28 protein-coding genes are annotated in these 25,529 nt (G+C 44.5%); 20 read left to right on the top strand and 8 right to left on the bottom strand.

What is annotated here, in order from left to right; translation table 11 throughout:
* The first annotated feature begins 115 nt into the window (after positions 1-115).
* The 3 genes from ytxJ to ACSQ8O_RS28230 all read left to right on the top strand — a co-directional run bounded on the left by ytxJ (position 116) and on the right by ACSQ8O_RS28230 (position 2,933).
* The gene (ytxJ, locus tag ACSQ8O_RS28240; protein ID WP_068667191.1) at positions 116-457 is read left to right on the top strand and encodes a bacillithiol system redox-active protein YtxJ; all 342 of its coding nucleotides are present in this window, start codon (positions 116-118) and stop codon (positions 455-457) included.
* A 178-nt stretch (positions 458-635) separates the two neighbouring features.
* Positions 636-1,517, top strand: coding sequence for a DMT family transporter (locus tag ACSQ8O_RS28235; RefSeq protein ID WP_056621103.1), 882 nt, complete (start codon positions 636-638; stop codon positions 1,515-1,517).
* A 99-nt stretch (positions 1,518-1,616) separates the two neighbouring features.
* The gene (locus ACSQ8O_RS28230) at positions 1,617-2,933 is read left to right on the top strand and encodes an MDR family MFS transporter (protein WP_436244395.1); all 1,317 of its coding nucleotides are present in this window, start codon (positions 1,617-1,619) and stop codon (positions 2,931-2,933) included.
* Here ACSQ8O_RS28230 and ACSQ8O_RS28225 read toward each other — a convergent pair.
* Positions 2,867-4,030, bottom strand: coding sequence for a M20 family metallopeptidase (locus ACSQ8O_RS28225; protein WP_436244394.1), 1,164 nt, complete (start codon positions 4,028-4,030; stop codon positions 2,867-2,869). The genes ACSQ8O_RS28230 and ACSQ8O_RS28225 overlap by 67 nt on opposite strands.
* A gap of 133 nt (positions 4,031-4,163) precedes the next feature.
* On the opposite strand from ACSQ8O_RS28225, the gene ACSQ8O_RS28220 reads away from it, so the two are divergent.
* Positions 4,164-4,472, top strand: a complete 309-nt coding sequence (locus tag ACSQ8O_RS28220; RefSeq protein WP_436244393.1) for a hypothetical protein — start codon at positions 4,164-4,166, stop codon at positions 4,470-4,472.
* 69 nt (positions 4,473-4,541) lie between these two features.
* Positions 4,542-5,195, top strand: a complete 654-nt coding sequence (locus ACSQ8O_RS28215) for a GDSL-type esterase/lipase family protein (RefSeq protein ID WP_436244392.1) — start codon at positions 4,542-4,544, stop codon at positions 5,193-5,195.
* A 7-nt stretch (positions 5,196-5,202) separates the two neighbouring features.
* Here ACSQ8O_RS28215 and trhA read toward each other — a convergent pair whose 3' ends face one another.
* On the bottom strand, positions 5,203-5,829 hold the full coding sequence (trhA, locus tag ACSQ8O_RS28210; RefSeq protein ID WP_436244391.1) for a PAQR family membrane homeostasis protein TrhA: 627 nt from the start codon (positions 5,827-5,829) through the stop codon (positions 5,203-5,205).
* Between the two features lie 61 nt (positions 5,830-5,890).
* Here trhA and ACSQ8O_RS28205 point away from each other — a divergent pair, with 61 nt between their 5' ends.
* The gene (locus tag ACSQ8O_RS28205; RefSeq protein ID WP_436244390.1) at positions 5,891-6,661 is read left to right on the top strand and encodes an SDR family NAD(P)-dependent oxidoreductase; all 771 of its coding nucleotides are present in this window, start codon (positions 5,891-5,893) and stop codon (positions 6,659-6,661) included.
* 93 nt (positions 6,662-6,754) lie between these two features.
* Here the strand turns inward: ACSQ8O_RS28205 and ACSQ8O_RS28200 are convergent, their stop codons facing one another.
* The gene (locus ACSQ8O_RS28200) at positions 6,755-7,441 is read right to left on the bottom strand and encodes a hypothetical protein (RefSeq protein WP_436244389.1); all 687 of its coding nucleotides are present in this window, start codon (positions 7,439-7,441) and stop codon (positions 6,755-6,757) included.
* A gap of 16 nt (positions 7,442-7,457) precedes the next feature.
* Positions 7,458-7,829 (bottom strand): DUF7689 domain-containing protein, encoded by a 372-nt coding sequence (locus tag ACSQ8O_RS28195; RefSeq protein WP_436244388.1) that lies wholly within the window; start codon positions 7,827-7,829, stop codon positions 7,458-7,460.
* A gap of 368 nt (positions 7,830-8,197) precedes the next feature.
* On the opposite strand from ACSQ8O_RS28195, the gene ACSQ8O_RS28190 reads away from it, so the two are divergent.
* Together ACSQ8O_RS28190 and ACSQ8O_RS28185 are read left to right on the top strand one after the other, a co-directional pair.
* Positions 8,198-9,046 (top strand): DegV family protein, encoded by an 849-nt coding sequence (locus tag ACSQ8O_RS28190; protein WP_436244387.1) that lies wholly within the window; start codon positions 8,198-8,200, stop codon positions 9,044-9,046.
* Positions 9,047-9,063: 17 nt separating this feature from the next.
* Positions 9,064-9,906 carry a DegV family protein gene (locus tag ACSQ8O_RS28185; RefSeq protein ID WP_436244386.1) on the top strand — a complete coding sequence of 281 codons (843 nt, stop codon included), beginning with the start codon at positions 9,064-9,066 and terminating at the stop codon, positions 9,904-9,906.
* Positions 9,907-9,973: 67 nt separating this feature from the next.
* Here ACSQ8O_RS28185 and ACSQ8O_RS28180 read toward each other — a convergent pair whose 3' ends face one another.
* Positions 9,974-12,136 (bottom strand): HelD family protein, encoded by a 2,163-nt coding sequence (locus ACSQ8O_RS28180; protein ID WP_436244385.1) that lies wholly within the window; start codon positions 12,134-12,136, stop codon positions 9,974-9,976.
* A gap of 184 nt (positions 12,137-12,320) precedes the next feature.
* Here ACSQ8O_RS28180 and ACSQ8O_RS28175 point away from each other — a divergent pair, with 184 nt between their 5' ends.
* From ACSQ8O_RS28175 to ACSQ8O_RS28150, 6 genes are all read left to right on the top strand, one after another.
* Positions 12,321-12,800 (top strand): glutathione peroxidase, encoded by a 480-nt coding sequence (locus ACSQ8O_RS28175; RefSeq protein ID WP_436244384.1) that lies wholly within the window; start codon positions 12,321-12,323, stop codon positions 12,798-12,800.
* A gap of 23 nt (positions 12,801-12,823) precedes the next feature.
* Complete coding sequence (locus ACSQ8O_RS28170; protein WP_436244382.1) at positions 12,824-13,489, top strand: PIG-L deacetylase family protein; 666 nt, start codon at positions 12,824-12,826, stop codon at positions 13,487-13,489.
* A gap of 325 nt (positions 13,490-13,814) precedes the next feature.
* Positions 13,815-14,141, top strand: a complete 327-nt coding sequence (locus ACSQ8O_RS28165; RefSeq protein ID WP_436244381.1) for a DUF1904 family protein — start codon at positions 13,815-13,817, stop codon at positions 14,139-14,141.
* A gap of 88 nt (positions 14,142-14,229) precedes the next feature.
* Positions 14,230-14,355, top strand: coding sequence for a hypothetical protein (locus tag ACSQ8O_RS28160; protein WP_268796235.1), 126 nt, complete (start codon positions 14,230-14,232; stop codon positions 14,353-14,355).
* Entirely contained in the window at positions 14,352-16,607 is a 2,256-nt protein-coding gene (locus ACSQ8O_RS28155; protein WP_436244380.1) for a DNA topoisomerase 3, read from the top strand. The genes ACSQ8O_RS28160 and ACSQ8O_RS28155 overlap by 4 nt, the downstream gene beginning before the upstream one ends.
* On the top strand, positions 16,604-17,323 hold the full coding sequence (locus ACSQ8O_RS28150) for a uracil-DNA glycosylase (protein ID WP_436244379.1): 720 nt from the start codon (positions 16,604-16,606) through the stop codon (positions 17,321-17,323). Before ACSQ8O_RS28155 ends, ACSQ8O_RS28150 begins: the two co-directional genes overlap by 4 nt.
* A gap of 92 nt (positions 17,324-17,415) precedes the next feature.
* On the opposite strand, the gene ACSQ8O_RS28145 is transcribed toward ACSQ8O_RS28150, so the two are convergent.
* Complete coding sequence (locus ACSQ8O_RS28145) at positions 17,416-18,348, bottom strand: zinc dependent phospholipase C family protein (protein WP_436244378.1); 933 nt, start codon at positions 18,346-18,348, stop codon at positions 17,416-17,418.
* A 191-nt stretch (positions 18,349-18,539) separates the two neighbouring features.
* On the opposite strand from ACSQ8O_RS28145, the gene ACSQ8O_RS28140 reads away from it, so the two are divergent.
* The gene (locus ACSQ8O_RS28140; protein ID WP_436244377.1) at positions 18,540-20,714 is read left to right on the top strand and encodes a PAS domain S-box protein; all 2,175 of its coding nucleotides are present in this window, start codon (positions 18,540-18,542) and stop codon (positions 20,712-20,714) included.
* 76 nt (positions 20,715-20,790) lie between these two features.
* Here the strand turns inward: ACSQ8O_RS28140 and ACSQ8O_RS28135 are convergent, their stop codons facing one another.
* Positions 20,791-21,021 carry a hypothetical protein gene (locus tag ACSQ8O_RS28135; protein WP_056621145.1) on the bottom strand — a complete coding sequence of 77 codons (231 nt, stop codon included), beginning with the start codon at positions 21,019-21,021 and terminating at the stop codon, positions 20,791-20,793.
* A gap of 311 nt (positions 21,022-21,332) precedes the next feature.
* Here ACSQ8O_RS28135 and ACSQ8O_RS28130 point away from each other — a divergent pair, with 311 nt between their 5' ends.
* From ACSQ8O_RS28130 to ACSQ8O_RS28110, 5 genes are all read left to right on the top strand, one after another.
* Positions 21,333-21,989, top strand: a complete 657-nt coding sequence (locus ACSQ8O_RS28130) for a deoxynucleoside kinase (RefSeq protein ID WP_056621147.1) — start codon at positions 21,333-21,335, stop codon at positions 21,987-21,989.
* 114 nt (positions 21,990-22,103) lie between these two features.
* Positions 22,104-22,268 carry a hypothetical protein gene (locus tag ACSQ8O_RS28125; protein WP_436244376.1) on the top strand — a complete coding sequence of 55 codons (165 nt, stop codon included), beginning with the start codon at positions 22,104-22,106 and terminating at the stop codon, positions 22,266-22,268.
* 128 nt (positions 22,269-22,396) lie between these two features.
* A complete protein-coding gene (locus ACSQ8O_RS28120) occupies positions 22,397-23,119 on the top strand; it encodes a copper homeostasis protein CutC (protein ID WP_436244375.1) in 723 nt (240 codons plus the stop codon).
* Positions 23,116-24,108: an NAD-dependent epimerase/dehydratase family protein gene (locus tag ACSQ8O_RS28115; protein ID WP_436244374.1), complete on the top strand. Its 993-nt coding sequence runs from the start codon at positions 23,116-23,118 to the stop codon at positions 24,106-24,108. Before ACSQ8O_RS28120 ends, ACSQ8O_RS28115 begins: the two co-directional genes overlap by 4 nt.
* 88 nt (positions 24,109-24,196) lie before the next feature.
* Positions 24,197-24,505, top strand: a complete 309-nt coding sequence (locus ACSQ8O_RS28110) for a DUF4870 domain-containing protein (RefSeq protein WP_056621150.1) — start codon at positions 24,197-24,199, stop codon at positions 24,503-24,505.
* 65 nt (positions 24,506-24,570) lie between these two features.
* Here the strand turns inward: ACSQ8O_RS28110 and ACSQ8O_RS28105 are convergent, their stop codons facing one another.
* Complete coding sequence (locus ACSQ8O_RS28105) at positions 24,571-25,329, bottom strand: MBL fold metallo-hydrolase (RefSeq protein WP_436244373.1); 759 nt, start codon at positions 25,327-25,329, stop codon at positions 24,571-24,573.
* Positions 25,330-25,529 lie beyond the last annotated feature (200 nt).

Here is a 25,529-nt window from a genome sequence, read left to right as displayed (position 1 = left end):
AGCCAGATGGCGCTAAGGGTTTTTTATTATGTGTATAGCGTTGCTAAGTTAGTTGCATAAGCGAATTCGTTACCTTATAATTTTGAAGAGAGAGTAGAGAAAGGAGATGTGAAACATGTCTGCATGGAAAGAGTTAACGACGTTAACTGAATGGCAGGAAGTGCTTGATCGTTCCAGCGAAAAGCCTGCTGTCGTTCTGAAACACAGTACGACTTGTCCAGTAAGTGCTAGCGCGCTTGATGAATACGAACAATATTTGGCTGGTACACATAACGAGGCTGTTGATTATTTCTTGGTGAAAGTGATTGAATCACGTCCGGTATCGAATCAAATTGCAGAGGATCTTGGTATCAAGCATGCGTCCCCGCAAATTCTTTATTTCAAAAATAAAGAATCCATCTGGAATACTTCGCACTGGTCAGTGACGAACAAACATATGTCCGCGGTTTTGGACTAATACTGTCACACACATTGGGCCCTTCGTTTTGTCTACGTGATGTAGGTGGAACGGAGGGTTTTTCATGCTGTGCATTAAATGAACGGTGGTCAAAAAAAGATTGGCAAGCCAAACATCCTCCTATATACTTATTGACGACAACATGACGGAAACGTTCAACTAAGGAGTTTACATATCCATGAATGCAATGAATAAAACGAAAATCCCAATCCCGATCTACCTAGTAATTGGCATCATTGCGATATCTTTTTCGTCAATTTTTGTTAAGTGGTCAGACGCATCAGCCTCCATCATTGCCATGTACCGATTATTTATGACCAATGTATTAATGCTGCCATTCCTCTGGACCTACCGCAATGAATTTAAGAGAATCAAACTGAAAGATTGGCTGCGCACGGCAGTATCGGGCATTGCGCTAGGCCTGCATTTTTTATTCTGGATGGACTCACTGCGATATACGACGGTGGCTAGTTCAACAGCGATCTTGACGCTGGAACCGATTTTTGTGCTGGTTGGCGCGTTCTTGCTCTATGGTGTTCGGACAAGCCGTACCTCATTGATTGCGATGTGTATCGCGATTGTGGGAGCCATCTGTATCGGATGGGGCGATTTTCAATTTTCCGGAGAGGCGCTTAAGGGGGATGTGCTGTCCTTCGTGGGTACGATCGCAGTAGCATTTCATATGTTACTGGGCAAAAGCTTGCGGGAGCGCATTTCCGCTTATGTATATAGCTTTCTCGTTTTCTTATTCGCTGGGCTAACACTAGCGGTGACGAATGTTTATTCTGGCGAATCGTTTACGGGCTATCCATGGAAGGAATGGGGCATCTTTTTCCTGTTAGCCTTCGTTTCCACAATTTTCGGTCATTATGTCTTTAATTGGCTGCTGAAATATATGAAAGCTTCATCGGTATCGATGACCGTGCTTGGAGAGCCGTTGGGTGCATCAATTTTGGCTTATTTCTTACTGGGCGAAACGATTACGACGATGCAGCTTTTAGCAGGATGTCTCCTGTTGGTTGGCGTAGCCTTATTCTTACGTAGTAATGAGAAACCGTAAAGGTTTCTTTTTGTTCATTAATTGAACTATGGTCAATCATCTGAAGGGAATAGCTGTTGATCAATTTTCAAAAGTTGTAGAGAAGGGGGTACAGACAGCATGAGGTTTCGAGATTTTCATCGTAATGTGAAATTAAGAATAGGTCTTTCGTTCCTTTCGGGCACAGCGAACAATATGGTGCTTCCCTTTATGTCGATTTATTTCTCGGGGAAATTAGGGGACACACCGGCTGGGTTGGTTGTTATTCTGGGTATTATGGCCGGTGTTGTTGCTGGGATCATAGGTGGTTATTACTCGGATCGATTTGGTCGGAAAAAGCTAATGCTTGCCGCAGAAGTTGGTTGGATGCTCTGTTTCGCTCTTATGGCGACAGTGAATTCGCCGTGGTTTGAATCAGCAGGCATCACCTTCCTACTCATGATTATTGTCAGCATATTCTGGGGAATCCATGGACCTGCCAATGAAGCGATGCTCCTAGATGTTACCGCTCCAGAAGAACGTAAATTTATGTATGCCATCATGTATTGGATGAATAATTTATCATTTGCTATCGCGGGTATGGCGGGCGCATTCTTGTTTAAGTCGTATTTATTTGAATTGTTTATTGCGCTCTCTGTGATCGGATTGATAACAGGAATCATTACTTATGTCTATATTCAAGATGATTATAAGGCGCCTATAAGTGGGAAGCCCAGCACAGCGAAGAAGAATAGCCCATCCATTTGGGCGAATTACCGCATGGTTCTGCGAGATAAGACGTTTCTGATTTTCACAATGGCTTCCTTATTGTTGGTTTCGGTGGAGTTTCATTTAGGGAACTACGTGGCTGTTCGCTTAGGGAAAGAGATGGTGGATACGCCTTTCCTTCCATGGGTAACGGATGCGTGGCGAATTGATGGCTTCAAGATGTTAGGGTTTATGCGTACGGAGAACACAGTGCTCGTGGTTGTACTCTCGGTCTTTATGGGGGTTCTAATGCGTAGGTTTTCTGATCGCCGAGTCCTGTTTATTGGCTATGCTTGCTATATCGCGGGGTATAGCTATCTAGCTTACAGCAATCAACCAGGTTTACTCTTGCTATCAATGCTGATTGCCACGGTTGGAGAACTGATGTATGTTCCGATTAAGCAAGCGTATCTTGGCAACCTGGCACCAGACCATGCCCGCAGCTCCTATATGGCCTTATATGGCATGGTATATAGAGGAGCTACGTTCTTAGGTGGTCTAGGCGTTATCTTAGGCGGTATGCTGTCTTCCTGGCTTATGGCTTCGTTGATCGCACTCAGCGGCGTAATCGGTATGGCGATGTTCTACACGATCCTTGCACAACTGGAAGAGCGGAAGAACGATCATTTCGCAGCGGCAAATTCCTCTTTTATGGAAGCTAATAAAGCTGGTTTGGAGAGTACTTCATAAGCCGTATAGGCTAGCGCTTTGGCCGTGAAGAGCATACTGTCTAAAGCCGGTTCCGTCATGGCGAGATCACGGAATTCCTTGGTATGCAGCAAATGTCGCTCATGAACTACTTTCACGAATGGGTGAATGGTGGGACACTGGGTCGAGACATTGCCGAGATCTAGGGAACCGTGATCTTTGCCAATTTCGATTTCGTTCGGTTGGATGCCAAGCTCGAACAATTGATCAGTGAACACGTTCGACAAAGCTTCATTCGTACGGAGCTCATCGTACGAGTATTCATAGAATGATGTTTTCAGCGTGCAGCCGGTTTGAAGTGCAGCACCTTCTGCGCAATGCAGGACTTTCTGGACAAGCTCGTTCGTGTACGTACGAGTAGCTGAGCGGACGTAAAATCTAGCAACGGCATAATCGGGAATGATGTTCGGTGCTTTCCCGCCTTCGCTGATGATACCGTGAATACGCGCATCTGTCTTGAGCTGTTGGCGCAGCGCATTGATGCTGTTGAAGAGCTGTAAGACCGCGTCAAGCGCATTAATGCCTTCATACGGTTGTGCTGCGGCATGTGCGGAGCGACCAAAGAATTCGTATTCGATCGCATCCATCGCGAGCGATTCGCCTGATTTTTCATACGTATAGTAAGGGTGTGCCATGAGTGCAATATCAACGTCTTGGAAAAGCCCAGCAGCAGCCATTGGAACTTTTGCGCCTTTCGTTTCTTCGGCTGGCGTTCCGTAGACGCGAATGCTTCCGCCAGTTTCGGCTAAGACGGATTTGAGGCCGATTGCAGCCCCGATGCTCATCATGCAGATGAGATGATGGCCACAGGCGTGACCGAGCTCAGGAAGGGCATCGTACTCAGCCATGAACGCAACGACAGGGCCTGGTTGGCCTGAGTCATAAGTCGCGATGAAAGCGGTAGGAATATCTAGAACACCGCGTTCGATCGTAAAGCCATGATAGGCTAATTCTTCGGTTAAACGAGCAAATGCAAGGAATTCTTCATGTCCAAGCTCGGGGTTTGCCCCAATAAAGCGTGAGATGTCTTTAAATCTTGCGGCATTGCTTTCTATGGTTTGTGTGATCATTGATTTCATTGGCTTTGTAAGCTCCTTTGTTGAATGGTTCTTAACTCCATTGTAGTATATAGAAGCGAGAACTACCAAATGCAAAGATATAAGGGCTATTAGAGGGCTCATTCTTGAAGATATGAAATTGGAGGAAACGACAATGATGAAGTATGGGGCAGAGCATGAGGAACACCGATTTAGTTTATGCTTTCTTGAAGAGGAAAGCCGCGGTCAGTGGCAGGATGTTTATTTGGGTATCCAGCTAGAAGATGGTGAAAAGCTTCCAGAAGGCTTGATCGATCCATCTATTCTTGTGATTTGTAATATCGAAGGTGAGATTGTACAGATCGTTTTGCACGATGAAGGTTGTGATAGTGAGTTCCAATTCACCTATGCGGAGAAGGAACAAATTGAAAAGTATGTGAATCAACATGTAAGCGCAAAAAAAACGACGAATGAACCCCTGTAGGTATCCCTTCCCAAACTGGGCGGTGGCGCATATAGTAATATACGTCACGCTTTAGGGGAGAGGATAGCGATGGAAAAAAGAATTCAATATTTGGCATTTGGTGATTCTTTAACCGTTGGTTATGGTGCTGAGGAAGGTCAAGGCTTCGTTTCGCTGTATCGACAAAGGTTGGAATGTTTGCTGAATGTACCTGTTTCCTTACGTCATGCTGGCACCAATGGTGCCACGACTGCGCAATTGCTGGAGACTATCGAATCTGATCCGCAGCTTCAGAAGGATATTCAAGAAGCGACTCTCATCACCATTACAGCTGGCGGAAACGATCTCATTCAAGCGGCAATTCCTTTCTTTTATGATGGCGATAATTCGGTGCTCAAAACAGCTTTACAAACGTACGAATCCAACTATCGTAAACTTATCGCTCAAATTGAAAGGCTGCGGCAAGGTATACAAACCCCGTATTTACTGGCCTTAATTGGTTTATATAATCCATTACCGCAGATTCCAGATGCAGCTTATTGGGTACAGCGTTTTAATCTATTTCTGCGTAAATTAGAGCAGCCGCATATTCAAATCGTGCAGGTTTACGACGCATTCGTTGGTCAAGCAGCTCAATTTTTGTCAGAGGATGCGATTCATCCAAATGAACTAGGTTATGAGCGGGTAGCCAATCAATTAGAGGTAGCTGTATCTTTGCAGCAACTACAGCAGTTGTTCATGTGAAATGAGACTATCTCACATAACCGAATACGGAAATGAAATGACTGGCGCTGCCGGCTAGCACGAATACGTGCCAGATGGCATGGTGATACGGGATGCGCCTCCATACATAAAATATCGAGCCAAGTGTGTAGAATAAGCCACCTACTACTAACCAGAAAATGCCGCCAAGCGGCAACTGAATGTATAGTGGCTTGAACGCGATCACAATCAACCAACCCATCACGATATAGCACAAGGTTGAAACGAGTACGAATCTTTTGACGTAAAATAGCTTCAGCACGATGCCAATGAGGGCTAGCCCCCATATGACGCCAAAAAATGTCCAGCCCAGAGACCCCCGTAAGGTAACGAGTAGATAGGGCGTGTAGCTCCCCGCGATTAGCACGTAGATCGCCGAGTGATCAAGAATTTCAAAAACATCCTTTAATTTCGATTGTGTAACGCTGTGCAGCAATGTGGAACAAGTATACAAGAGAACAAGTGCTGTGCCAAAAATGCTAAAGCTAACGATATGCCGAGCATTTCCTTGTGTGCAAGCTTGTATGATGAGCAAGACAAGTGCTGCGATGCTGAGTACAACACCAATACCATGTGTAATCGCATTGGCTTTCTCTTCTTTGATGGAATATTGCATATACAACCCTTCTTTCCTCTAGACAGAATGGGACTCCCTATATAGATTGGACGATGCAACGATGTATTTACCTTCATTTCAACTGAATAATAAAGTTGCCTTGGTGACCGGAGCCGGAAGAGGCATTGGAAGAGCACTTGCTATTGGCTTAGCTGAAGCAGGGGCTGACGTCGCGATCTTCGCTCGAACTGCTTCAGATTTGGAAGCAGTGGCGGGTGAGATTCGCTCTTTAGGTAGACAAGCCTACCCGTTTCCTGTCGATGTTACGAATCGTGAACAAATTGAGGAGGCGGTTTCGGTTATCATCAAAGAAACAGAGCGCATAGATATTCTAATTAATAATGCTGGCATGAACATCCGGAGTCAAGCTTTAGCCGTTCCAGACGAGGAATGGGACACGATCATGCAGACAAACTTGAAATCCGCTTTCTTGTGCTCTCAGATCGTCGGTCGACACATGCAACAGCGGGAATATGGACGAATCATCAATATTGCATCCGTTGCGGGGCAAGTAGCGCTGCGCACAGGTGTCGTATATGCTGCGACCAAAGCTGCGATGATCCAAATGACCAAGGTGCTCGCTTTGGAGTGGGGGAAATATGGCATTTTGGTAAATGGCATCGGACCTTGGTATTTCAAAACGCCGTTAACAGAGAAAATCTTGAATCAGCCGGATTATTTGGCCGAAATTATTGCACGTACACCACTGGGTCGTGTAGGAGAGTTAGAGGAGCTTGTCGGGCCAGCTGTATTCTTAGCTTCTGATGCAGCGAACTATGTTACAGGCCAAACGCTGTTTGTTGATGGCGGCATGACGATATACGGATTCTAGAAAAAAAGCACTGCATGCTGCGGTTGGCAGCACAAGTGCTTTGTGAATTTGAGAGGGAATCATTGTTATGAGAGGCTTGGTGTGTGCTTACCGTTATTTCTGTAGCACGTATTCTTTCAGATTATTATACTGCGATTTATGAGCAGTTACCCATTCTTTTTTGTTAGAAATGGTTTCATCGGCAACGGTGTTATTACCGTCGTATTTCGTTAAAGCGATTAATGCTGGGAATAAAGATTCATCGCCATGCTCAATTTTATCAGCTATAAATGGAATTGCTGGTGTTCCGAGTTTAATGATCTTCTTTACTTTATCATCTGAATTGAGTTGTTTATCCGTCAGAATAGCATCGACGGATGAAGGGATGGATTTAAGATGAAGGTTCCATTTCGCTGAAAAACCTTTTCCATTTTCCCATGCAGTATTTTCATTTTCTTTTAAATCCAATTTTGCAATACGTTCAATGGCTATTGCTGTGATGTACTCTTGCAAGCCGTTTTGCTTGCTGTTAGCTAACTTTTTATCTAAGTAGGGGAGTGCATCATTTCCTAGTTTAATGATGTTATCAAAATCCTCATTTTGTTTGATATAGTCATAGGGATTCGAACTGAACGAGAGGTTTGATTGTAAAGAAATTTCCTTATTTATTTGTTCGGATATGGCAGCGAAGCTTTCGTTAATCTGTTTCTCAGCTGCAGAAACGTTTTTATTATTCATTAAAAAGGATACGAGTAGAAAACTGCAAGCAAATAAAGATAAGAAAGTTATTATTTTCTTCAATGGATATCACCTCTCCTTAGTGAGCGTATTTTTTAACGGCTGGTCCGTAATTATTTGCACTGTACGGCTGCCAGCCATAACTTTGAAGAAGCTCATAATTGCCCCACTTGGCATTGGTATAACCAGAAGCTGCAATTCTGCTGAAATGCGTAATGGAATAAATGTTTCCGTATGAAATAATTTCATAAGCGGCAACATCCGTGCTGTTGATATCTTTACTAGTTCCGAAACCTTTTGATTTTAAATAGGTATCTGCTTTCCAAGTATCCGGATTACTCAATCCCCATGGCCAGTCCCACGAGCTATAGTTGCCTAATGCGTATGCGAGACAATTGTATGTGCCTGTCGCATCGCCTAACCACGCGTAATTACCTGGTGTAGAAACCATTGAATCTAACGTGTACGTGAAGTAGTAATGCCAGCAAGAGCGGTGGTTGCGCCAGAGGCAATTGCTCCTACTACAATAGCAGCAGTTACTAGATTCTTTTTACCTTTTAACAATCGAGTCATTGTTCACCATTCCTTTGAAATATTGGGTAAAAATACCATTGCAATATTTAACATATCATAGAATGATAGCGAATTAAACCGTTTTTTTATTGGGCTTTTGCAGCTAATTTAGCGAAAATTGGCGAATTATGTCTAAAATTGTAGGATTGAGCTTTGGGAATCGTTCTATTATACTAGACACAAACAGCTTTAGTGATAGACGTTCTCATCAGAAGTGAATACTGGTAGATAAGGTGGTAGGAACGGATGTCTCAAGTTCGAATTTTTACAGATAGTACAAGTGATTTGCCAGAGGAGTTACTGCAGCGCTATCAGATCGGGGTCGTTCCATTATATGTAATTTTCGAGGAACAATCGTATCAGGATCGTGTAGATATTCATGCTGAGCAGTTGTTTGATTTTGTGGCGCATACAGGTAAATTGCCCAAAACAGCGGCGCCATCACCTGGCGATTTTGAACGTGCATTTGCACCAGTATTGGAAGCGGGTGAAGATATTGTTTTTATCGGTTTATCCTCTGAGTTATCGTCGACGATCCAGAATGCGATGATTGCCGCTGGGAGTTTCCCAGATGGTAGAATTAGGGTGATCGATTCTCGAAACCTATCAACAGGAATTGGCGTACTAGTAGTTAAAGCGGCGCAAGCTGCATTAGAAGGAAGAAGCCCATCAGAAATTCAAGCACTTGTTACGTCGTTCATTGATAAAATAGAAGTATCCTTCATCATTGATACCTTGGAATATCTGCATAAAGGCGGTAGATGCTCTAGCGTACAGGCTTTCTTTGGGAGTCTACTGAAAATTAGACCCATTGTTCAAGTCATTAACGGTGCTATGCAATTAACGGACAAAATTAGAGGCAAACGGGAGAAAGCGCTCCATCAACTTTTGGAGAATGCACTGGCTTTTAAAGATGACATGGATACGGATTTCATGTTCATCACACATGCGCAGGCTCATGAAGAAGCGGCATATGTGAAAGAACAATTTGAATTACATACCAATGTGAAAAACGTATATTTGACGGAAACCGGTTGCGTCGTTTCGAGCCACTGCGGACCACATACGCTAGGTATTGTTTTCGCCAAAAAATAAGAAATGAGTGGACACCCATGACGACAATCAAGATTATTACGGACAGCAGTTGCGATCTTTTGAGAAGCACTATAGAAGAAATAGGAGTAGGGATCGTTCCCTTATCTGTTCAATTTGGCGAGGAATGTATGCCATCAGATATGGATCTTGCTGATTTCTATGCCAGGATGAAGCGGGAGAGTGCGTTGCCCAAAACCTCAAGCCCGTCACCTGGGCATTTCCTAAGTGAGTATCAGAAGGGTAGCCCTGATCAAGATATTCTTGTATTGTGTCTATCATCGGCGTTAAGTTCAACGTACCATCACGCTGTTATGGCGAAAGAAATGCTGTTGGAAGATGGTTATACTGGCCGCATCGAAGTCATTGATTCTAAGACTACTTCACTTGGATTAGGCGTGCTTGTATATCGAGCAGCTCGGATGGCGGCAAGCGGCATGTCTTATGAAGAGGTAACAACTTCCATTCAGCAAGCGGTACCGAGCTCAGGGACTTTCTTTTTCTTAGATACGTTGGAAAATGTCATCAAAGGTGGGAGGCTCGATCGCGTCCGCGGCGCAGTGGCTTCTGTCTTGAATATTAAACTTCTCATGAAAGCAAGTGAAGAAGGCGCGATTGAGGTTGTGGAGAAAATCCGCGGCTCGCAGCAAGCTTTGAAGCGATTACTCTCGTTTCTTGGTGATAAGGAACATGATTACGAGAAGGATGTGATTGCTATAGCGCATAGTAATTGTGAGCTTAGAGCGCGCGAATTTATGGCTCAGCTTTTAGAAAAGCATCCGTTCCGTAATGTGCTGTTCTCCAATATGGGTACCGTGATTGGCACCTATGCGGGTGAAGGTGGCGTATTAGTCGCCTACTAAGCTGTGAAAAAAGACACCTATCCTCCGATCGATTCAAGTGATCGGTGAGTAGGTGTCTTTTAATTATTTACTTCGGAAACTCCGTCGTCGTGATCTCCGGTTGATCCACAATTACTAATGGCGAAATGTCTCCTGTCACGAGCAACCAAAGCTCATGTAGTGCACGTGTGCAGCCTACATAGAGAAGTTTCGCATCCATGAGAGTTGTTTCATAATGCTCCGCGGTAACGTCCATCAGAATAACAGCATCGAATTCTAAACCTTTCGTCAAATAAACGGGCAGTACCGATATACCGCCACGATAAACACGTTGCTTGGAGGTGATCAGATTCGTCTCGATCCCGATGAGCGTCAACGCATCATGCAGCTCCTGAGCTTGCTTTTCCGTTCGAGCAACGACAGCGACGGTGCTGGAAGTGCCAGCTAGTAAGCTAGTAATCGCCTTCTGCACCAGTGGCAGCCGCTCTTTGAGCGAAGTCTGCAGCACACGAACTTTATTCCCGCTGCGGAAGACTGGAACGGCAAGTAAGGGATTGCTTACGCCGCGTTGGAGCACCGAATTGGCAAACTGAATGATTTCCATGGTGGAACGATAGCTCCGCTCCAACTCGAAATATCCTGTTTCTTCCTCTTGGAACAGACTGGAGAATTCCTTCCAGTCCTGGATGCCTTGATACGCATGTATCCCCTGCGATAAATCACCCAAAATCGTGAATGAGCTGTTGCGTGTATACGCATCTAAGACCGCGACTTGGAATGGTGAGAAGTCTTGTGCCTCATCAATGACAACATGATCGAATAGCCGTTCCGACGAAATGCCATGAAGCCGTGAATGAATGTAGAGGAGAGGAGCTAGATCCTCGAGCCCAACTTCCTTCTTTTTGAAAAGCTTCGCTGATGCAGCGACGATGGATTCGGGCATGTTCTGAAGCAGCTCTACAGGCAAGCTGTCAGGCCGACCTTTGTCTGTGAACAGTATTTTATAGAATGTAAATGCTGTATACTCAGGCCATCCTGTCAAATAGGTTCGCAGCTTCTGAGCGGATTTCTTCTTCAGCTCTTTTTTCAAACTTTGCTCCCAAACCTTCTCAAGCTGGATCTCCATCCAACGCTTGATACGCGCAACGACGCGCTCACGGCGTTTGATCATCGGATAATGCTTATTCTCGACGAAGAACCATTCGCGAATGGTAGCTATGGGAAGTTTGACGCCATCCCAAGGGGAGAAGTCCGCCGTAGGAACGTAGGCGGCTTCAAGACGGTTGAGACAGTCATCAAGGAAGCCTTTGAAAGCGATAGCTCCTTTGAAGCGTCCTGGCGCTTGGTCATCAACTGGAGGCCGTTTGCTTCCGAGGGCAAACCAACGTTGTAATGTGATCTCTTGATCTGCAATTTGCACTTCATGATCGAGTACATCAAGTGCCCAATCGGTAAATGTACTCTGTTGGATATTACCGACACCAAGCTCAGGCAGTACGCCCGAGATATAGTCCAAGAACATGGAGTTGGGTGCGAAAATAATCATTCGTTCTGCCCGAACCTGTTCGCGGTATTGATAGAGAAGGAAGGCGAGGCGGTGCAGAGCTACGGTTGTTTTACCGCTTCCTGCGACCCCTTGAATAATGAGTGCGGTATTCTTCGCTGCACGGATAATCCGATCTTGCTCCGCTTGTATCGTGGAGACGATATCGCGCAGCTTGTTATCTTTATTTTCGCCTAAGCGGTATAGCAGGAACTCATCGCCGACAGACAGGGAGTCTTCATTCCGGTCATATGTATCGACAACACGCTGGAGAATTTGCTTGCGCACAACGAGGTTTCGTTTCAAATAGACTAAGCCGTCGATAACACCATCCGGCGAATCATAGGAAGCTGCGTCCAAGCCGCCTGTGAAGGAATAGAATAGGCTTGCTACTGGTGCACGCCAATCAATGACGAGAAGTCGACCTGTTCGTTCGTCTTCCACTCCGGCTTTACCAATGTAAAGCGGTGATGGAGAACCGGTGCCTGTTTCTTCGAAGTCAAGACGGCCGAAATAAGGCTCATCAATGGCTTTGGTTAAATTGTGCCTGCCGTTCTCACGCAAAACTTCAAGTGCTTGCTCCGTTAAATCAGGACCGTAATAAACAGGAGTTGCTCGAAGGCGTTCTAGTTGTTTATCAATTTCCTTATTTGTTTGTTCAAGCCGTTGAAGTTCTTCTTGATAGGCACTTTGAGTCTTTGTGTCCAAGATCAGTTACCTCCTAAGATCAGATGTTGTCTATTGATTTGTCATAAACAGGTAAACACTATAACACACCTAGCGGGAGATAGAAAGTGATTCTGGAAAATCATCGGCGATCATTTGGGCTTCTGTGGAAAGGAATGGTATACTCAGGAAGTATGCATTTTAATTCATGGAGGCGAAGGGATTCATGTCTATTTATGATATCGCAGTAACAACGATTTCAGGCGAAACACAAACACTTTCAGCGTATAAAGGGAAGGTGCTTCTTATTGTGAATGTGGCAAGTGCATGTGGACTTACGCCGCATTATAAAGGGCTTCAAGCGCTTTATGAGCAATACCAAGATCAGGGGTTGGTCGTACTTGGATTTCCTTGTAATCAATTCGCTGGTCAAGAACCAGGGACGAATGAAGAGATCCAAGCTTTTTGCGAGCTTAACTACCAAGTGACATTCCCGTTATTTGATAAAATTGATGTAAAAGGTGAGCATGCTCATCCATTGTACACGTATTTGTTAAGCCATACGCCTGAGCCGTATCGCACAGGTGACATTGAATGGAATTTCGTGAAATTCTTAGTTGACGCGAACGGAAATGTGGTTAAACAATACAGTGCCCGTACAGAACCTGCGGACATTAGCGCCGACATTGAGGCTGTTTTAGCATAAATGAAAGAGGAGGTGGACGTGCAATGGGGTCCCAGAACGGGTTTATCTATGCCCATCCCGATGATGAAACATTCTTAAGCGGATGCCTCATTCGCCGTCTAGCTGATGCTGGAGAAGACAACGTCTTGCTTCTAGCCACACGTGGCGATGCGGGAAGACAAGGGTTGGAGCGGGCGAAGAACCGGCAAGAATTAGCGGAACTACGAGAACATGAAATGCGTGCAGCAGCGGAAATACTTGGGATTTCTACGATTGAACACTTAGGCTGGCCTGATGGTCAGTTGGATGAAGTTGATTTTGAAACACTCGTACAACAAATTATCACGTTTATTCAGCATCACGAAGTGGAGAATGTCTACACGTTTGCTGAGGATGGCGGCAATGGACATCGTGACCATATCGCGATCTCCAAGGCGACTACTGCGGCAGTGCATAGTGGAGCTTGTCCGAGCGTAAGAAAATTGTATTATGCCTATTCACCGCTGCTGCGTGCCCAAGGGCTTCAACCGTCCATTCTAATTGACACCGAGAAGCTATGGCCAGTGAAGGCTGCTGCACTTAAAGCTCATCAAACGCAGCATGTCACGATTGGGAGACATTTTGGCAATCTGGTGGATTTTCCAGAAGAGAGACGTTGGGAGGCCTTTGTGCTCGGTTGGCAGATTGGAAATGAATTGGCGATATTGTGAAAAAAATTTCTGATGTACCCCCAGAAATTGACCTGACATTACGAATGACCTTAACGAGCAGGTCATTCAATGTTTCTAGGGGAGTGTAAGGATGTCACTTTGTAATTGTGATAAATGTGGGCGCGTTTTCCTCACGAAATGGGAAACAAGATGTACAAGCTGCTCGCAGCTAGTTTTGAACGATTCGAATAAAGTCAAAGATTTTGTTCGAACACATCCACGTGCGACACTTATTGAAATTTACCATCAAACAGGGGTCTCCTTGCAAACCATAAAAGAATTAATGAGAGCTTAACCGCTCCAGCAAGCAAAGGAGCTTTCGACAATGCCTCATATGATAATAAGAGGGATCAGCGTTCCTCAAATTCAATCTATTAGCACAGCGCTGATATCCGAATTGGCTGCTGTCTGTGCTTGTGGTACAGACAATTTCATGTTGGAATGTTTGCCGGTCGTCTCTATTTTCCAAGGTGAGATCTGTGCAACCTATCCATTTGTTGAAGTAGGCTGGTTCGAGCGAGGGCAGGAAATTCGTGATGCCTATGCAGAGGTTCTGACTAAACATATTTTATCACTCGGGATTCCTGAGGTTGAAATTGCTTTCAAGGTATATCGGGAAGATAGTTATTATTGGAATGGGAAATTGGTTTAATATGTTTGACCTATCATGATAACTTCATTTCCATACATCCATGTAAACCCCTTATTCCACTTCTATGGTGGTGTGAGAGGTTTTTTTTATGCCAAAAGTCATAATTCACGCAATCGATATTGCAGGCGATAATAAAGTGGGATACACTGAATCGACAGAATCTGATTTCCAGTATGACTTCGGGAATCACATGATAGGAGCGATTTGTGGTTGAAGACATTAATTATTGCGGAAAAACCCGATATGGGGCGAAACATAGCTGCCGCAATAGAACCAAAAGCCAAAAATATGAGGTCTCATCTAGAAGGTGAGCAATATATCATCACGTGGGCAATCGGACATTTGATTGAGCTGGCGGAACCAGATCATTATGACGAAAAATATAAAAAGTGGAATATTAATCATCTTCCGATTATCCCTTCTGAATTTAAGTTAATTCCTAACCCACGTACGTATGATCAGCTCAAGGTGATCGCGGAGTTAGCGAAGAAGTGCAATCAACTGGTTAATGCGTGCGATGCGGGGCGAGAAGGGCAGCATATTTTCTCCCTTATCCAGCGGCATCTGGGGCTCAATCAGCCTGTTAAGCGGCTTTGGATCTCCGATTTAACGTCGGAAACGATTCGCAATGGGTTTGCCACGTTAAAGGATGGCGCCGAATACGAGAACTTGACGCGCGCCGCGCGCTCTCGCAGTGAAGCGGATTGGTTGATTGGCATGAACGGATCACGTGCGTTTACGACGAAACATAATGTGTTGCTATCAGTGGGACGCGTTCAAACGCCGGTGCTTGCGCTGATTTATGATCGCCAAAAGCAGATCGAAGCGTTTTCCTCACTCAAATTTTATGAGCTGGAGGGGCACTTCGCGCAAGGGGAAACACCATACCGGGGCATGTGGCAGGGTGAACGTTTCACAGATGGTGAGAAGGCGGCAGAGCTTGCTGCAAAGGTAAAAGGGAAACCTGCACGGATTCAGTCCTATGAGGTGAAAGAAACCAAAGAATTCCCATTCAAATTGTATGATTTGACCTTGCTGCAACGTGAGGCTAATGCGAAATATGCATTCTCGGCGAAGAAAACCTTGGATACGGCGCAAGCATTGTATGAGAAGCACAAGGTTATTTCTTACCCTAGAACGAATTCCAACTATGTGACGGAGCAAAATATTCCGGATATGCATAAGGCGCTAAACGCCTTGCAAGGAACGGCTTATCACGAACTTGTACAAGGTGCGAATCGCAATCTTGTTCATATTAATAATAAATTTATTTGTAATCCAACCAAGGTTGAGGATCACCATGCCATTTTGCCTACGAATAAGAAGGCTTCAGGACTAAGTCCGGATGAGCAGAAATTGTACGATCTTATTGTTAGACGTTTTCTCTCCCAATTTTACCCGCCTGCTGCCTACAAGGTGCATACCGTCATGACGGAAGTGGAACAAGAGCTTTTCAAGACAACTGTCAAAGAATTGTTATCGCTAGGCTGGAAGGTCATTTACGCTGATCAGAAGAAGGAAAAGGTGAAGGCGACCAAAGGGAAAGAAAAGGAAGACACTGATGACGACGAAGAGGTCGAAGTCAACGAACCGTTCTCCATCGATGCGAATGGGGACGTGCTGTGTACGGATGCGATTGTTAAAGAGAAAGACACACAGCCACCTAAGCATTTTAATGAAGGTACCTTACTGAAGGCAATGGAGAGCGCAGGGAAGCAGATTGAGGATGAAGAGCTCCGCGATGCGATGAAAGACTCCGGTTTGGGCACGCCTGCGACACGAGCAGCAACGATTGAACGATTGAAGAAAGTCGGCTATATCGACATGCAGGGGAAGAAAATCATTTTGACCCAGAAAGGCAGAATGGTTGTTGAATTGATTCGCGGAGCGGGCATTGAGCTGTTAACGTCACCTGAAATGACAGGGCAATGGGAGCGCAGATTGAACGAAATTTCCCGTGGCACTGCATCGGACGACCAGTTTATGCACAATGTGAAGCGATTTGCGACGCTGATTGTCGATAAGGTGCGCAAGCAAGCTAGAGCTTCGAAAACGGATTTCGAGGGCGAGAATGCGCCAGAATCATCTGGCAAACGTGGCTCAGCAACAACGAAGACGGCGGCTCGTGGAGACGGTGCACCGAAAGCTCCTGCGAAGAAGCGAGCGCCTGCTGCGAAACCTGCAGGGGATGGAGCTAGTACGTTCATTGCAACTTGTCCTAGACCTGGCTGTGGCGGCTCCCTCTTTATGGGTCGAAAGGGCTACGGCTGCTCGCATTATAAGGAAGGCTGCTCCTTCGTTATTTGGAAGGAAAGCTTCGGTCGAAGCTTAACCGACACACAAGTACAAGCACTTGTTCAAAAAGGGAAAACTCCCAAGTTGAAGCTAGTTCTAGCAGATGGAACAGAAACAGACGGGAAGATTGTGCTGATGGATGTTGCTACTGGTGCACTAGGTACTGAATGACTAGATGGGGGAACTACGGTGTGAAACCTGTTACAAATGATTGGTTGACGGTTTTGGCAGACGAATTTCAAGCACCTTATTATAAGGCGCTTGAACAGTTTCTGCAGGAAGAGTATTCCCAGCACACGATCTATCCACCAGCGGATGAAGTGTTTACTGCATTGGAGTGGACCTCCTTTGAGGATACAAAGGTTGTAATACTTGGGCAAGACCCTTACCATGGGAGTGGACAAGCTCATGGACTTAGTTTCTCTGTGAAGCCAGGGATTGCCATTCCTCCTTCGTTAAGAAATATGTACAAAGAACTAGCGTCAGATCTCGACTGTATGGTGCCTGATCATGGTTATTTGAAAGCATGGGCAGAACAAGGCGTTCTGTTGTTAAATACGGTATTAACCGTTCGTGAGGCACTACCTTACTCGCATAAGGGAATGGGCTGGGAAAGATTCACGGATCAGATCATACAAGCATTAAGTGCACGTGAGAAGCCTGTCATTTTCTTGCTATGGGGAAGCCACGCACAGGCCAAACGAACTCTGATCGACACCACTCGACATGTAATCATCACATCGGCCCATCCAAGCCCGTTATCGGCATATCGTGGTTTCTTTGGCAGCAAGCCTTTTTCTAACGTCAATACCGTGCTGAATCGACTTGATATGACAGAGATCGACTGGCAAATCCCATCTAGTAGGCATAATGAAAACCATGAATGACAATATTCATGGTTTTTTTCATTCGTATAGACCGAAACCAACGTTCCGAAACGAATAGTATATATTGACTATGTAAAGATTGCCTAGCTATTCTACAAGATAGGTTGTACATAAGTAATCGGCAAGTTTAGCTCGCAATTCTTACCCGATTCGTATGAGCGGTTTCCGAGAACTTCGCGAAGTGCGTCGTAGTCAGCTTCGGTGCCTCGCTGCAAGACTTGAATGGCTGCTTCAAGCACAAGGACGGCATCATTCATCGCTGTCTCCAACAATTCCCATACACTGTACGTATAAGTTTCATTCAGATCGGTTGGACAGTTCCAAGTCGTCTTGGCTTCATTAAAATAATCGCGTGGAGCGGGATGCTTTGTGTAAACCAATGGTGATATTTGACCAACTGTCAATATTCGTTTAATTCCATGCGGATCATGAAATAGCCGTTGTGCACGGATCATGTCATAGTAGGCGTCGTCCCAATCGGAATCCTGCATTTGTGAGGCGATTCCTGGGTAATGGATTGCGGTTGCAGCCGTAAGAGCCGGAACGATGCCCAAGGGGAACTTTTCACCTACATATATCTCTTTCCATACTGGCGTTTTCCACGTTTGGATATCGCGTTCATGCTTTGCGTAAAGTGTATCCATGATGATTTCAAATCGTTGATGATCCCACTTCTTGAAACCAGATTTATAGAATACATAAGGATGTAAATTGCGATCTAAAACATGGTGTGTTAGAAAACCGAGAACATAGAGAACCGCAGGATTATAAAGGCCGCGACCCTGCACCTGTCGAACTAGCTCAAGTAAAAAGGGTCCACAGGACTCCTTGTGCATGAGACTACCAAGTGTATTTAATTTCTTGTCTTTTTGCCAAGGTAGAAAGTTGTGGTAGAAAAGGAAATCAGGTCCTTGGCAGCCAAGAGAAAAGATGTGACGCTGCTGTTTATCGTTTAGAACCGAAGTGTGGCCAAGTTGGTTCATCGCTTTTTGACCGAAAATTAAATGTGTCCAAATATTGGGCAAGGGAGCAACCTCCTATAACGTGAGATGAAGAATAATGAACCTTTCCATTCTAACATAATGATGGAAAGCAAGGGCATATTTCGTGAACAATTTCGATCCTTAAGGCTCTAAGTGCAGGATTGTTAGTGGGATTGTCGAATCTATCAAACGGTGAAGATCACCATCTAAGCATGTACCCTGGGGGAAAATATATGAACAAGCATTCGGAAATGGAGCCATCGTTCGATGCGATTTTTGAATTCACTACAATGGGAATGGCTCTGATTTCGCTTGAGGGTCATTGGTTGAAAATAAATCGCAGCTTGTGCGACATCGTCGGCTACTCGGAGCGGGAGCTCCTTACAACGCAAATGAATTCGTTAGTAGAACCTAATCAAGTGCGTCGCATAGAGCGTATCATGAAAAATTTACTTGGTGGAGAGTTACCTACCTATCAAGAAACGATCAGTATCCTACATAAGAATTTATCTTTACTATGCGTTGACTGGCGGATGTCAATCATGCGAGATGCTGACAACAAACCTCAGGCATTCATTGTGCAAGTTAAGATCATCTCCCAACAGTCTGACATGGCACGTAAACTGGCGGAAAGCGAACAGCGCTATAAATCATTAATTGAGCATAATCCGGCAGGTATTTTGACCTGTGATATCCATGGTCGGATACAAGGTGTCAATCCAGCCATGGAGCGGATTCTAGGCTACCCTGAAGAAGAATTGCTCTCTCAATTTATCCATCATATTTTTCTGCAGAATAACACGAGATTCGAATCTGCTGACGGCATACTCATGCAAAATGATAATTATATGTTGGTGTTTCAGCAAGAGAGTGGCGAACAGATTGAATTAGGAGTCAAAAATGTTCCGATCATTGTCAATGATAAATTGGATGGCGTGTATTTAATCGCGAAGGATATCACGCAATTCAATCGTGATCGAGAATCGTTGCGAGTCGCTCAACAGGATCTCCATGACACTGTACGAAGACAACAGGGGATGACTTTAAAGTTCAGAAAAATAAATGGGAATTTCATCCATACATTGTGTGACGGTGAGCTGCTTTATCGTTTGGGTTTTAAGCCATCACACATTTTAGGGAATACGCTACATGATATTTGGCCAGCCTTTTTGGCCAGTTATATAGAAACTTATTACCATCGAGCTTGGAATGGCGAAGAAAATGTGATGTTTGAAGCAACCTTCCGGGGGATTACCTATCTCACTTCATTGCGACCCATTATGGAGAGTGAGCGCATGGTAGAGGTTATTGGTTCATGTGTCGATATTACGGAACGCAAGAGGATGGAAACTGAGCTCAGAGAAACGAAGGAGCTTCTAGAATCTGTTATTAATAACACCACGGACGCAATTTGTGTACTGGATTTGAATGAGCGAGTGATCTCAATCAATGCCGCGCATGAGCAAATATTTGGTTGGAGTCAAGCGGAGTTAGCGGATCGAAAATTACCAACTTATCCTGATTATTTGGAAAAAGAACGCAAAGATATGTATAACGAATTGCGACTAGGGAAGCAGATAACAGGGATGGAATCGGTTCGGCTTCGTAAAGATGGTCAATTAATCCATGTGAGTATAACGAAAACGCCCATTAGGAACGAAAAAGGTGATATTTTCGGATTCGCAGGTATTACACGAGATATTACTGAACGGAAGCAAACGGAGGAGCTTCTCCGCAAATCGGACAAACTGTCCGTAGCAGGACAGCTCGCGGCGGGGCTAGCGCATGAAATTAGGAACCCGCTTACCTCGCTTCGCGGTTTCTTGCAGCTTCTCCAGCATGATCTGAAAGATAAAAAGCATTATTTTGATATCATGTTATCGGAGTTGGATCGGATCAATTTCATTGTTAGTGAATTCCTAGTGATCGCTAAGCCGGAAGCCATTACGTATAAAAAAAGCGATTTAGTGACGATCTTGCAATCGGTCATTGCCCTTCTGGATACGCAAGCCGTACTCTGTAACGTACAGCTTGTCTTGGAATTCCAATCAGATATACCTGAGATTACGTGTTCGGAGATGCATTTGAAGCAATTATTCATCAATTTGATCAAAAATGCGATGGAAGCGATGCCGCAGGACGGTCAAATCAAATTAATCGTTTCCTTGCACGAGAATGATCAGATTAGAGTTCGGACACAAGATAACGGATGTGGCATACCGGAGGAACGATTGAAACGGTTAGGGGAGCCCTTTTATACAACGAAAGAGAAGGGAACTGGCTTAGGTTTAATGATGTGCTTCAAGATTGTCGAAGCGCACAAAGGAACTATGACCATCCAGAGCCAAGTGGGGTATGGGACGACTATTGATGTGTTCTTGCCAACGTATACGGGGGAGCATAATTGATTTGCTTGTGTTACACACGATAAGAAGCTGAAAACCGCCGACGGGTTGAACCGGTATCGGCGGTTTTCTCATTTCTTTAGAATGCAATACTAAATTCCGAAGTTTCTCTTGAATACCAAGTGGAAATAGTGGTGTTATTTTCATTGTAGACTTGTACATGATCTGGCGTGTATTTAACGATAATCCCTGTAGTTACTTGGTAATAAACGCCTAATTGATCGAGTGACCATACGAACACTGGCGTTTTTGATAGGGCAGCAGCAAATAATTCTGAATCTGTATCTAGTAGCTTAGTTCCGTAAATCATCGATACACCTCTGTCATATGGATAGTTGTTAAGTACTTATAAATAGGGACAGTATGGCAGATGAATTCATCACACTGTGTTCTTAATTTTTTTGTGGGTTACATTGAGGATTTCCTAAATTATGTAGAATATGAGCAGACGTTGCCGGGAATTTTGCGTGGCCAAGTACTTGGACTCTTCAACAACAACTAAGTCAAATGATAAAGGAAAAAATAGAGGGTTCCCTCACCTTTGAATTCCTTGTATAATAGGTAAGCTTTGCTGAATTGACAGTAGGTAAATTACGATTGGGTAGAAGGAGAAAGGGGTCAATGGCAGTGATTGTGGTTGGGGGAATGATCGGTCTTGGTAAGACATCAGTATCCACTTTACTTGGGCAAGAACTAAATTCGAATGTTTTCTATGAGAGTGTCGATGATAATCCGATATTACCGTTATTTTACACAGCTTCACCGGAAGAAATCGAAAAGCATCGGTATCCGTTTTTGCTGCAATTGCACTTTTTGAATACGCGTTTTAAGGCCATTAAACAGGCATTAGTACATAACAGAAATGTACTGGATAGAAGTATTTATGAAGATTGGTATTTTGCCAAGGTGAACCGCGAGCTAGGGCGCATTTCACAATTAGAATTTGATGTTTATGAGGGCTTGGCTGATAACATGATGTCAGAGTTGGCGGAGCTGCCTAAGAAGGCGCCGGATCTGATGGTTTATTTGAAGGCTTCCTTCGAAACCGTCATGTACCGCATTGGTCTTCGTGGCCGCAGTTTTGAACAGGATCAATCATTGGTTGATTATTATCGTAAGCTTTGGTCAGGTTATGATGACTGGGTCATGAATCATTATCATGCGTCTGAAGTTCTTATCGTTGATATGGATCGCGTCGATGTCGTGAATCGCAAGGCAGATGCTGTTCAACTAGCACAAGAAGTTCGGGCAAAGTTATCTGAACTGGCGATCGTGTAATATAACCCGAAGCGAAATTTGTCGAAATGTCGAAAGACCCCCTCAAATCTGAGGGGGTCTTTCGAATGATATAGCAGCAAAGCCAACCAAACGTTGTAATCCTAGAAAGCGAAGGTGATGAAATTGTTGTTTATCGTATGTTACAAAGGCAAGCCTATGAGTGCACCATTGCCGAAATTAGCAGCAACGGAGAAAATGTTGAAGCTTAGTCGTTCATTTGCCAATCTTGAGCTCGTCGAAGTGCATCAACAACAATGGCAAAAAGCTTCGAATATTTAGGACATACATTTCCCATAGGGTAACACAACTCCTTAATCGAATAGATTAATGGAGTTTTTTGTGTTGTCCACTTTGTGTTAGAGTGAGAGTGGGAATTCATATATATGAAAGTGGAGGTCGTTCGAAACATGCTATTGGAAGTAATCGCGACTACATTGCAAGATGCTTTACGAGCTGAAGCTGGCGGCGCAAATCGGATTGAACTTGTTGCAAATTTGCAACTTGGAGGCTTGACACCCGAGATAGAGCTTGTTAAGCAAATCATATCTGCTGTGAATATCCCTGTGCACGTGATGATTCGTCCGCATGCTCGGTCCTTTCATATGTCTGAGGAAGACATCGCAACGATGATCGATACGATCCAAGGCGCGGAGCAAGCAGGTGCCACCGCTCTTGTATTTGGCGTGTTGACACCGGAGAAGAAGATTGATCGCCACAATCTTGAAAATTTGTTAGCGGCTACTTCTTTGCCTGTGACTTTTCACCGGGCCTTCGACGAAATAGAAGAACAAGCAGAAGCTTTGCCAATGCTGATGTCTTATAAACAAATTCAATCCGTGCTCACATCGGGAGGATCCACAAGTGTACTTCATGCTGTTGAGCAGATACGACTCCTTATGGCTCTTACCCGCGGCAGTCACTTAAATATCTTGCCAGGTGGTGGACTCACACTTGATAGTTTGAGTTCATTTGTCCAAGCTACAGGGGTGCATAATGTCCACCTTGGCACAGCTGTAAGAGAAAATGGAAGTGTGAGTGGGACAGTTGAGGAAGAGAAGGTAAGAAAAGCGAGAACTATATTAGATGAGATCATTCAAGTAAACCCGGAGCGAGGTGGAGGTCACACATGAACATTCTGATCCTTGGCGGCACCAAATTTCTAGGAAGAGCACTGACGGAAGCAGCACTCGCGAAAGGACACGAAGTGACACTGTTCCATCGTGGTCTTAACGATGCTGCTGCATTTCCTCAAGTCCATCACCTTCTAGGTGATCGGAATACCGACCTTACTAAACTGCAGGATAGGGAGTGGGATGCGGTCATTGATACAAGTGGCTATGAGCCGGAGTCTGTGATGGCAGCAACCGAAATATTGAAAAGACGTGCAAAGCATTACACATTCATATCTACCGTATCTGCGTACGCGGATTTAAAGCAGGTCCATTTAGATGAAGCGGCACCTGTGTTACAGCTTGAAGAGGCAACAGATCCTGGACAGCGCTACGGGGCTCTCAAAGCGGAATGTGAACAGGTTGTCCAAGCAGCATTTCCTCTTGGAGCACTCATCATTCGCCCAGGTCTCATCGTAGGGCCTTATGACGCCTCAGACCGATTCACTTACTGGCCTGCTCGTTTACAACGAGGCGGCGAGGTTTTAGTTCCGCTGCCCAAAGAGCGAAAGCTTCAATTCATAGACGTACGTGACCTAGCGAAGTGGACGATAGGTCTGATTGAACAAGGCGTAACAGGAACTATCCATGCGAGTGGAAATGAGTATTCAATGGAAGAGGTTATGGAAACTTGCAGATCTAACGACAACGATGTGGAGTCGACGCTTACTTGGGTGACGGAAGAGTTCTTAGTTGAAAAAGGGGTGGGTCCATGGATGGAGCTGCCGCTGTGGCTGCCAAGCGACAGCTTGATCGGCATGTTGCAGTTAAACAATGCAAAAGCGTTCCAATCGGGATTAACGACGAGAGCACTAATTGACACCGTGAAAGATACACGGGAATGGGATCAAGGTCGAGGCACTGATATTATTCGAGTAGCTGGATTAAAACCAGGGCGAGAGCAGGAGTTGCTGAAGGCTTGGCACGAGTGGAAGGTTGGTCAAAAATAATTTGAGATTTGTCCACTAGGCGGATGAATAGCTGCTGAAATTTGAATATAATGGAAGAGTAAAACTCTGAGAAGATGAGGTGCTGTCCATGTACGATTCCACAGATATTCAAAGTAACAAGGGAATGGCGATTCTTGCGTACATTTTGTTTTTCATCCCGTTAATCGCGGCGAAGGAATCCAAGTTTGCGTGGTACCATGCCAATCAAGGACTTACTTTGTTTTTGGCATGGGTCATTGTGAATGTGGTTCTCGGCATTATCCCGTTCATTGGTTGGATCCTTCAGCCGATTGCTAACTTGGCTTTGGTGATTTTGGCTGTGCTGGGCATTGTTGCAGCAGCGCAAGGTCAAGTAAAACCTCTTCCTATTATCGGCAGCTATACACTTCTGAAGTAGAACGTACATAGTAGCAAGGGCTGACTACCGTAGATCTTATACGGTTGTCAGCCCTTTTTGGTTCTTTAAGTTTCTATTGAATTTACGATTTCAGCGATTCGTTGATTCACTTTATCGGTGATTAAGCCGCCGTGGTAGCATAGAACTTGTTCGATATCGAATTGCAAATATTTTCTCAATGATTGTAGGGCTATTGGATAATCAGCGCAATAAGCTGGTATAGGTCCTTGAAGTTCGCCTTCAGCGACAACCATGGAATCCGCGGCGATTAATGTTTTACTTTTTTTATGATAAAGGCTCAAATGACCAGGTGTGTGGCCAGGCGTGAGGATTACAACAATTCCACCACATCTGTCGATTACCTGACCATCTTCCAAAAGGGTGTTAACCGGTGCCTTCGGCGGGTTCTCAAGGTTACGTTGAAACGCGTCTCGCCACTCATGAGTCGTGTCGGCAGGTAAATTCGCAACAGCACGTTCAATCGATGCGGGGGTTATTTTAATTAACATTTTATCGCCTTGAATATAAGGTTTTTCTAGTTCAGAAGCGAATACTTCAAGGGGGTGGGAGGAAGCTTCGAGAAGAGCAGGTAAACCTCCGATATGATCGATATCCTGATGTGTAAGGATGACGGAATCCAAAGTCGATGCATCAACGCCTAAGTTTTCTAATGTTTTATGTAGGAGTGGAAGAGTACCAGGGTAGCCTGTATCTACAAGTACAGCTCCTTGCTCATCGACGAATAAGGCGGGATGAATGACGTTGATTCGTCCCATGAGTGGGACGGATAAGTCAACGGAATAAAGTCCTTCTGAAATTTGCATGCGAAACCCTCCAAATTGGAATGATAAGTGTGATAAGACATGGAATTATCATATTCATTGGAAAGTTAAATGTCAATCAAATATTTTATTATAACACATAATTCAATAAATGTCAATACTAAATTACAATATGAAATTACCCAGTGTATTTTTGTCCAAATTTTGATCATCGTGTGAATAAAATATGAACAAAATCTGAT

This window comes from Paenibacillus sp. LjRoot56 (assembly GCF_964253335.1).
In the GTDB taxonomy this organism is placed as follows: domain Bacteria; phylum Bacillota; class Bacilli; order Paenibacillales; family NBRC-103111; genus Paenibacillus_E; species Paenibacillus_E allorhizoplanae.
This window is presented reverse-complemented; position numbering and strand designations above follow the sequence as displayed.

Excerpts from the sequence above, each read along its gene's own strand:
- ACSQ8O_RS28110 (WP_056621150.1), top strand. The coding sequence starts at position 24,197 with ATGTACGATTCCACAGATATTCAAAGTAACAAGGGAATGGCGATTCTT.
- ACSQ8O_RS28165 (WP_436244381.1), top strand. The coding sequence starts at position 13,815 with ATGCCTCATATGATAATAAGAGGGATCAGCGTTCCTCAAATTCAATCT.
- ACSQ8O_RS28205 (WP_436244390.1), top strand. The coding sequence starts at position 5,891 with ATGTATTTACCTTCATTTCAACTGAATAATAAAGTTGCCTTGGTGACC.
- ACSQ8O_RS28120 (WP_436244375.1), top strand. The coding sequence starts at position 22,397 with ATGCTATTGGAAGTAATCGCGACTACATTGCAAGATGCTTTACGAGCT.
- ACSQ8O_RS28140 (WP_436244377.1), top strand. The coding sequence starts at position 18,540 with ATGAACAAGCATTCGGAAATGGAGCCATCGTTCGATGCGATTTTTGAA.
- ACSQ8O_RS28115 (WP_436244374.1), top strand. The coding sequence starts at position 23,116 with ATGAACATTCTGATCCTTGGCGGCACCAAATTTCTAGGAAGAGCACTG.
- ACSQ8O_RS28130 (WP_056621147.1), top strand. The coding sequence starts at position 21,333 with ATGGCAGTGATTGTGGTTGGGGGAATGATCGGTCTTGGTAAGACATCA.
- ACSQ8O_RS28220 (WP_436244393.1), top strand. The coding sequence starts at position 4,164 with ATGATGAAGTATGGGGCAGAGCATGAGGAACACCGATTTAGTTTATGC.
- ACSQ8O_RS28195 (WP_436244388.1), bottom strand. The coding sequence starts at position 7,829 with ATGGTTTCTACACCAGGTAATTACGCGTGGTTAGGCGATGCGACAGGC.
- ACSQ8O_RS28175 (WP_436244384.1), top strand. The coding sequence starts at position 12,321 with ATGTCTATTTATGATATCGCAGTAACAACGATTTCAGGCGAAACACAA.
- ACSQ8O_RS28150 (WP_436244379.1), top strand. The coding sequence starts at position 16,604 with ATGACTAGATGGGGGAACTACGGTGTGAAACCTGTTACAAATGATTGG.
- ACSQ8O_RS28230 (WP_436244395.1), top strand. The coding sequence starts at position 1,617 with ATGAGGTTTCGAGATTTTCATCGTAATGTGAAATTAAGAATAGGTCTT.
- ACSQ8O_RS28185 (WP_436244386.1), top strand. The coding sequence starts at position 9,064 with ATGACGACAATCAAGATTATTACGGACAGCAGTTGCGATCTTTTGAGA.
- ACSQ8O_RS28135 (WP_056621145.1), bottom strand. The coding sequence starts at position 21,021 with ATGATTTACGGAACTAAGCTACTAGATACAGATTCAGAATTATTTGCT.
- trhA (WP_436244391.1), bottom strand. The coding sequence starts at position 5,829 with ATGCAATATTCCATCAAAGAAGAGAAAGCCAATGCGATTACACATGGT.
- ACSQ8O_RS28190 (WP_436244387.1), top strand. The coding sequence starts at position 8,198 with ATGTCTCAAGTTCGAATTTTTACAGATAGTACAAGTGATTTGCCAGAG.
- ACSQ8O_RS28105 (WP_436244373.1), bottom strand. The coding sequence starts at position 25,329 with ATGCAAATTTCAGAAGGACTTTATTCCGTTGACTTATCCGTCCCACTC.
- ytxJ (WP_068667191.1), top strand. The coding sequence starts at position 116 with ATGTCTGCATGGAAAGAGTTAACGACGTTAACTGAATGGCAGGAAGTG.
- ACSQ8O_RS28170 (WP_436244382.1), top strand. The coding sequence starts at position 12,824 with ATGGGGTCCCAGAACGGGTTTATCTATGCCCATCCCGATGATGAAACA.
- ACSQ8O_RS28160 (WP_268796235.1), top strand. The coding sequence starts at position 14,230 with ATGCCAAAAGTCATAATTCACGCAATCGATATTGCAGGCGATAATAAA.
- ACSQ8O_RS28215 (WP_436244392.1), top strand. The coding sequence starts at position 4,542 with ATGGAAAAAAGAATTCAATATTTGGCATTTGGTGATTCTTTAACCGTT.
- ACSQ8O_RS28235 (WP_056621103.1), top strand. The coding sequence starts at position 636 with ATGAATGCAATGAATAAAACGAAAATCCCAATCCCGATCTACCTAGTA.
- ACSQ8O_RS28225 (WP_436244394.1), bottom strand. The coding sequence starts at position 4,030 with ATGAAATCAATGATCACACAAACCATAGAAAGCAATGCCGCAAGATTT.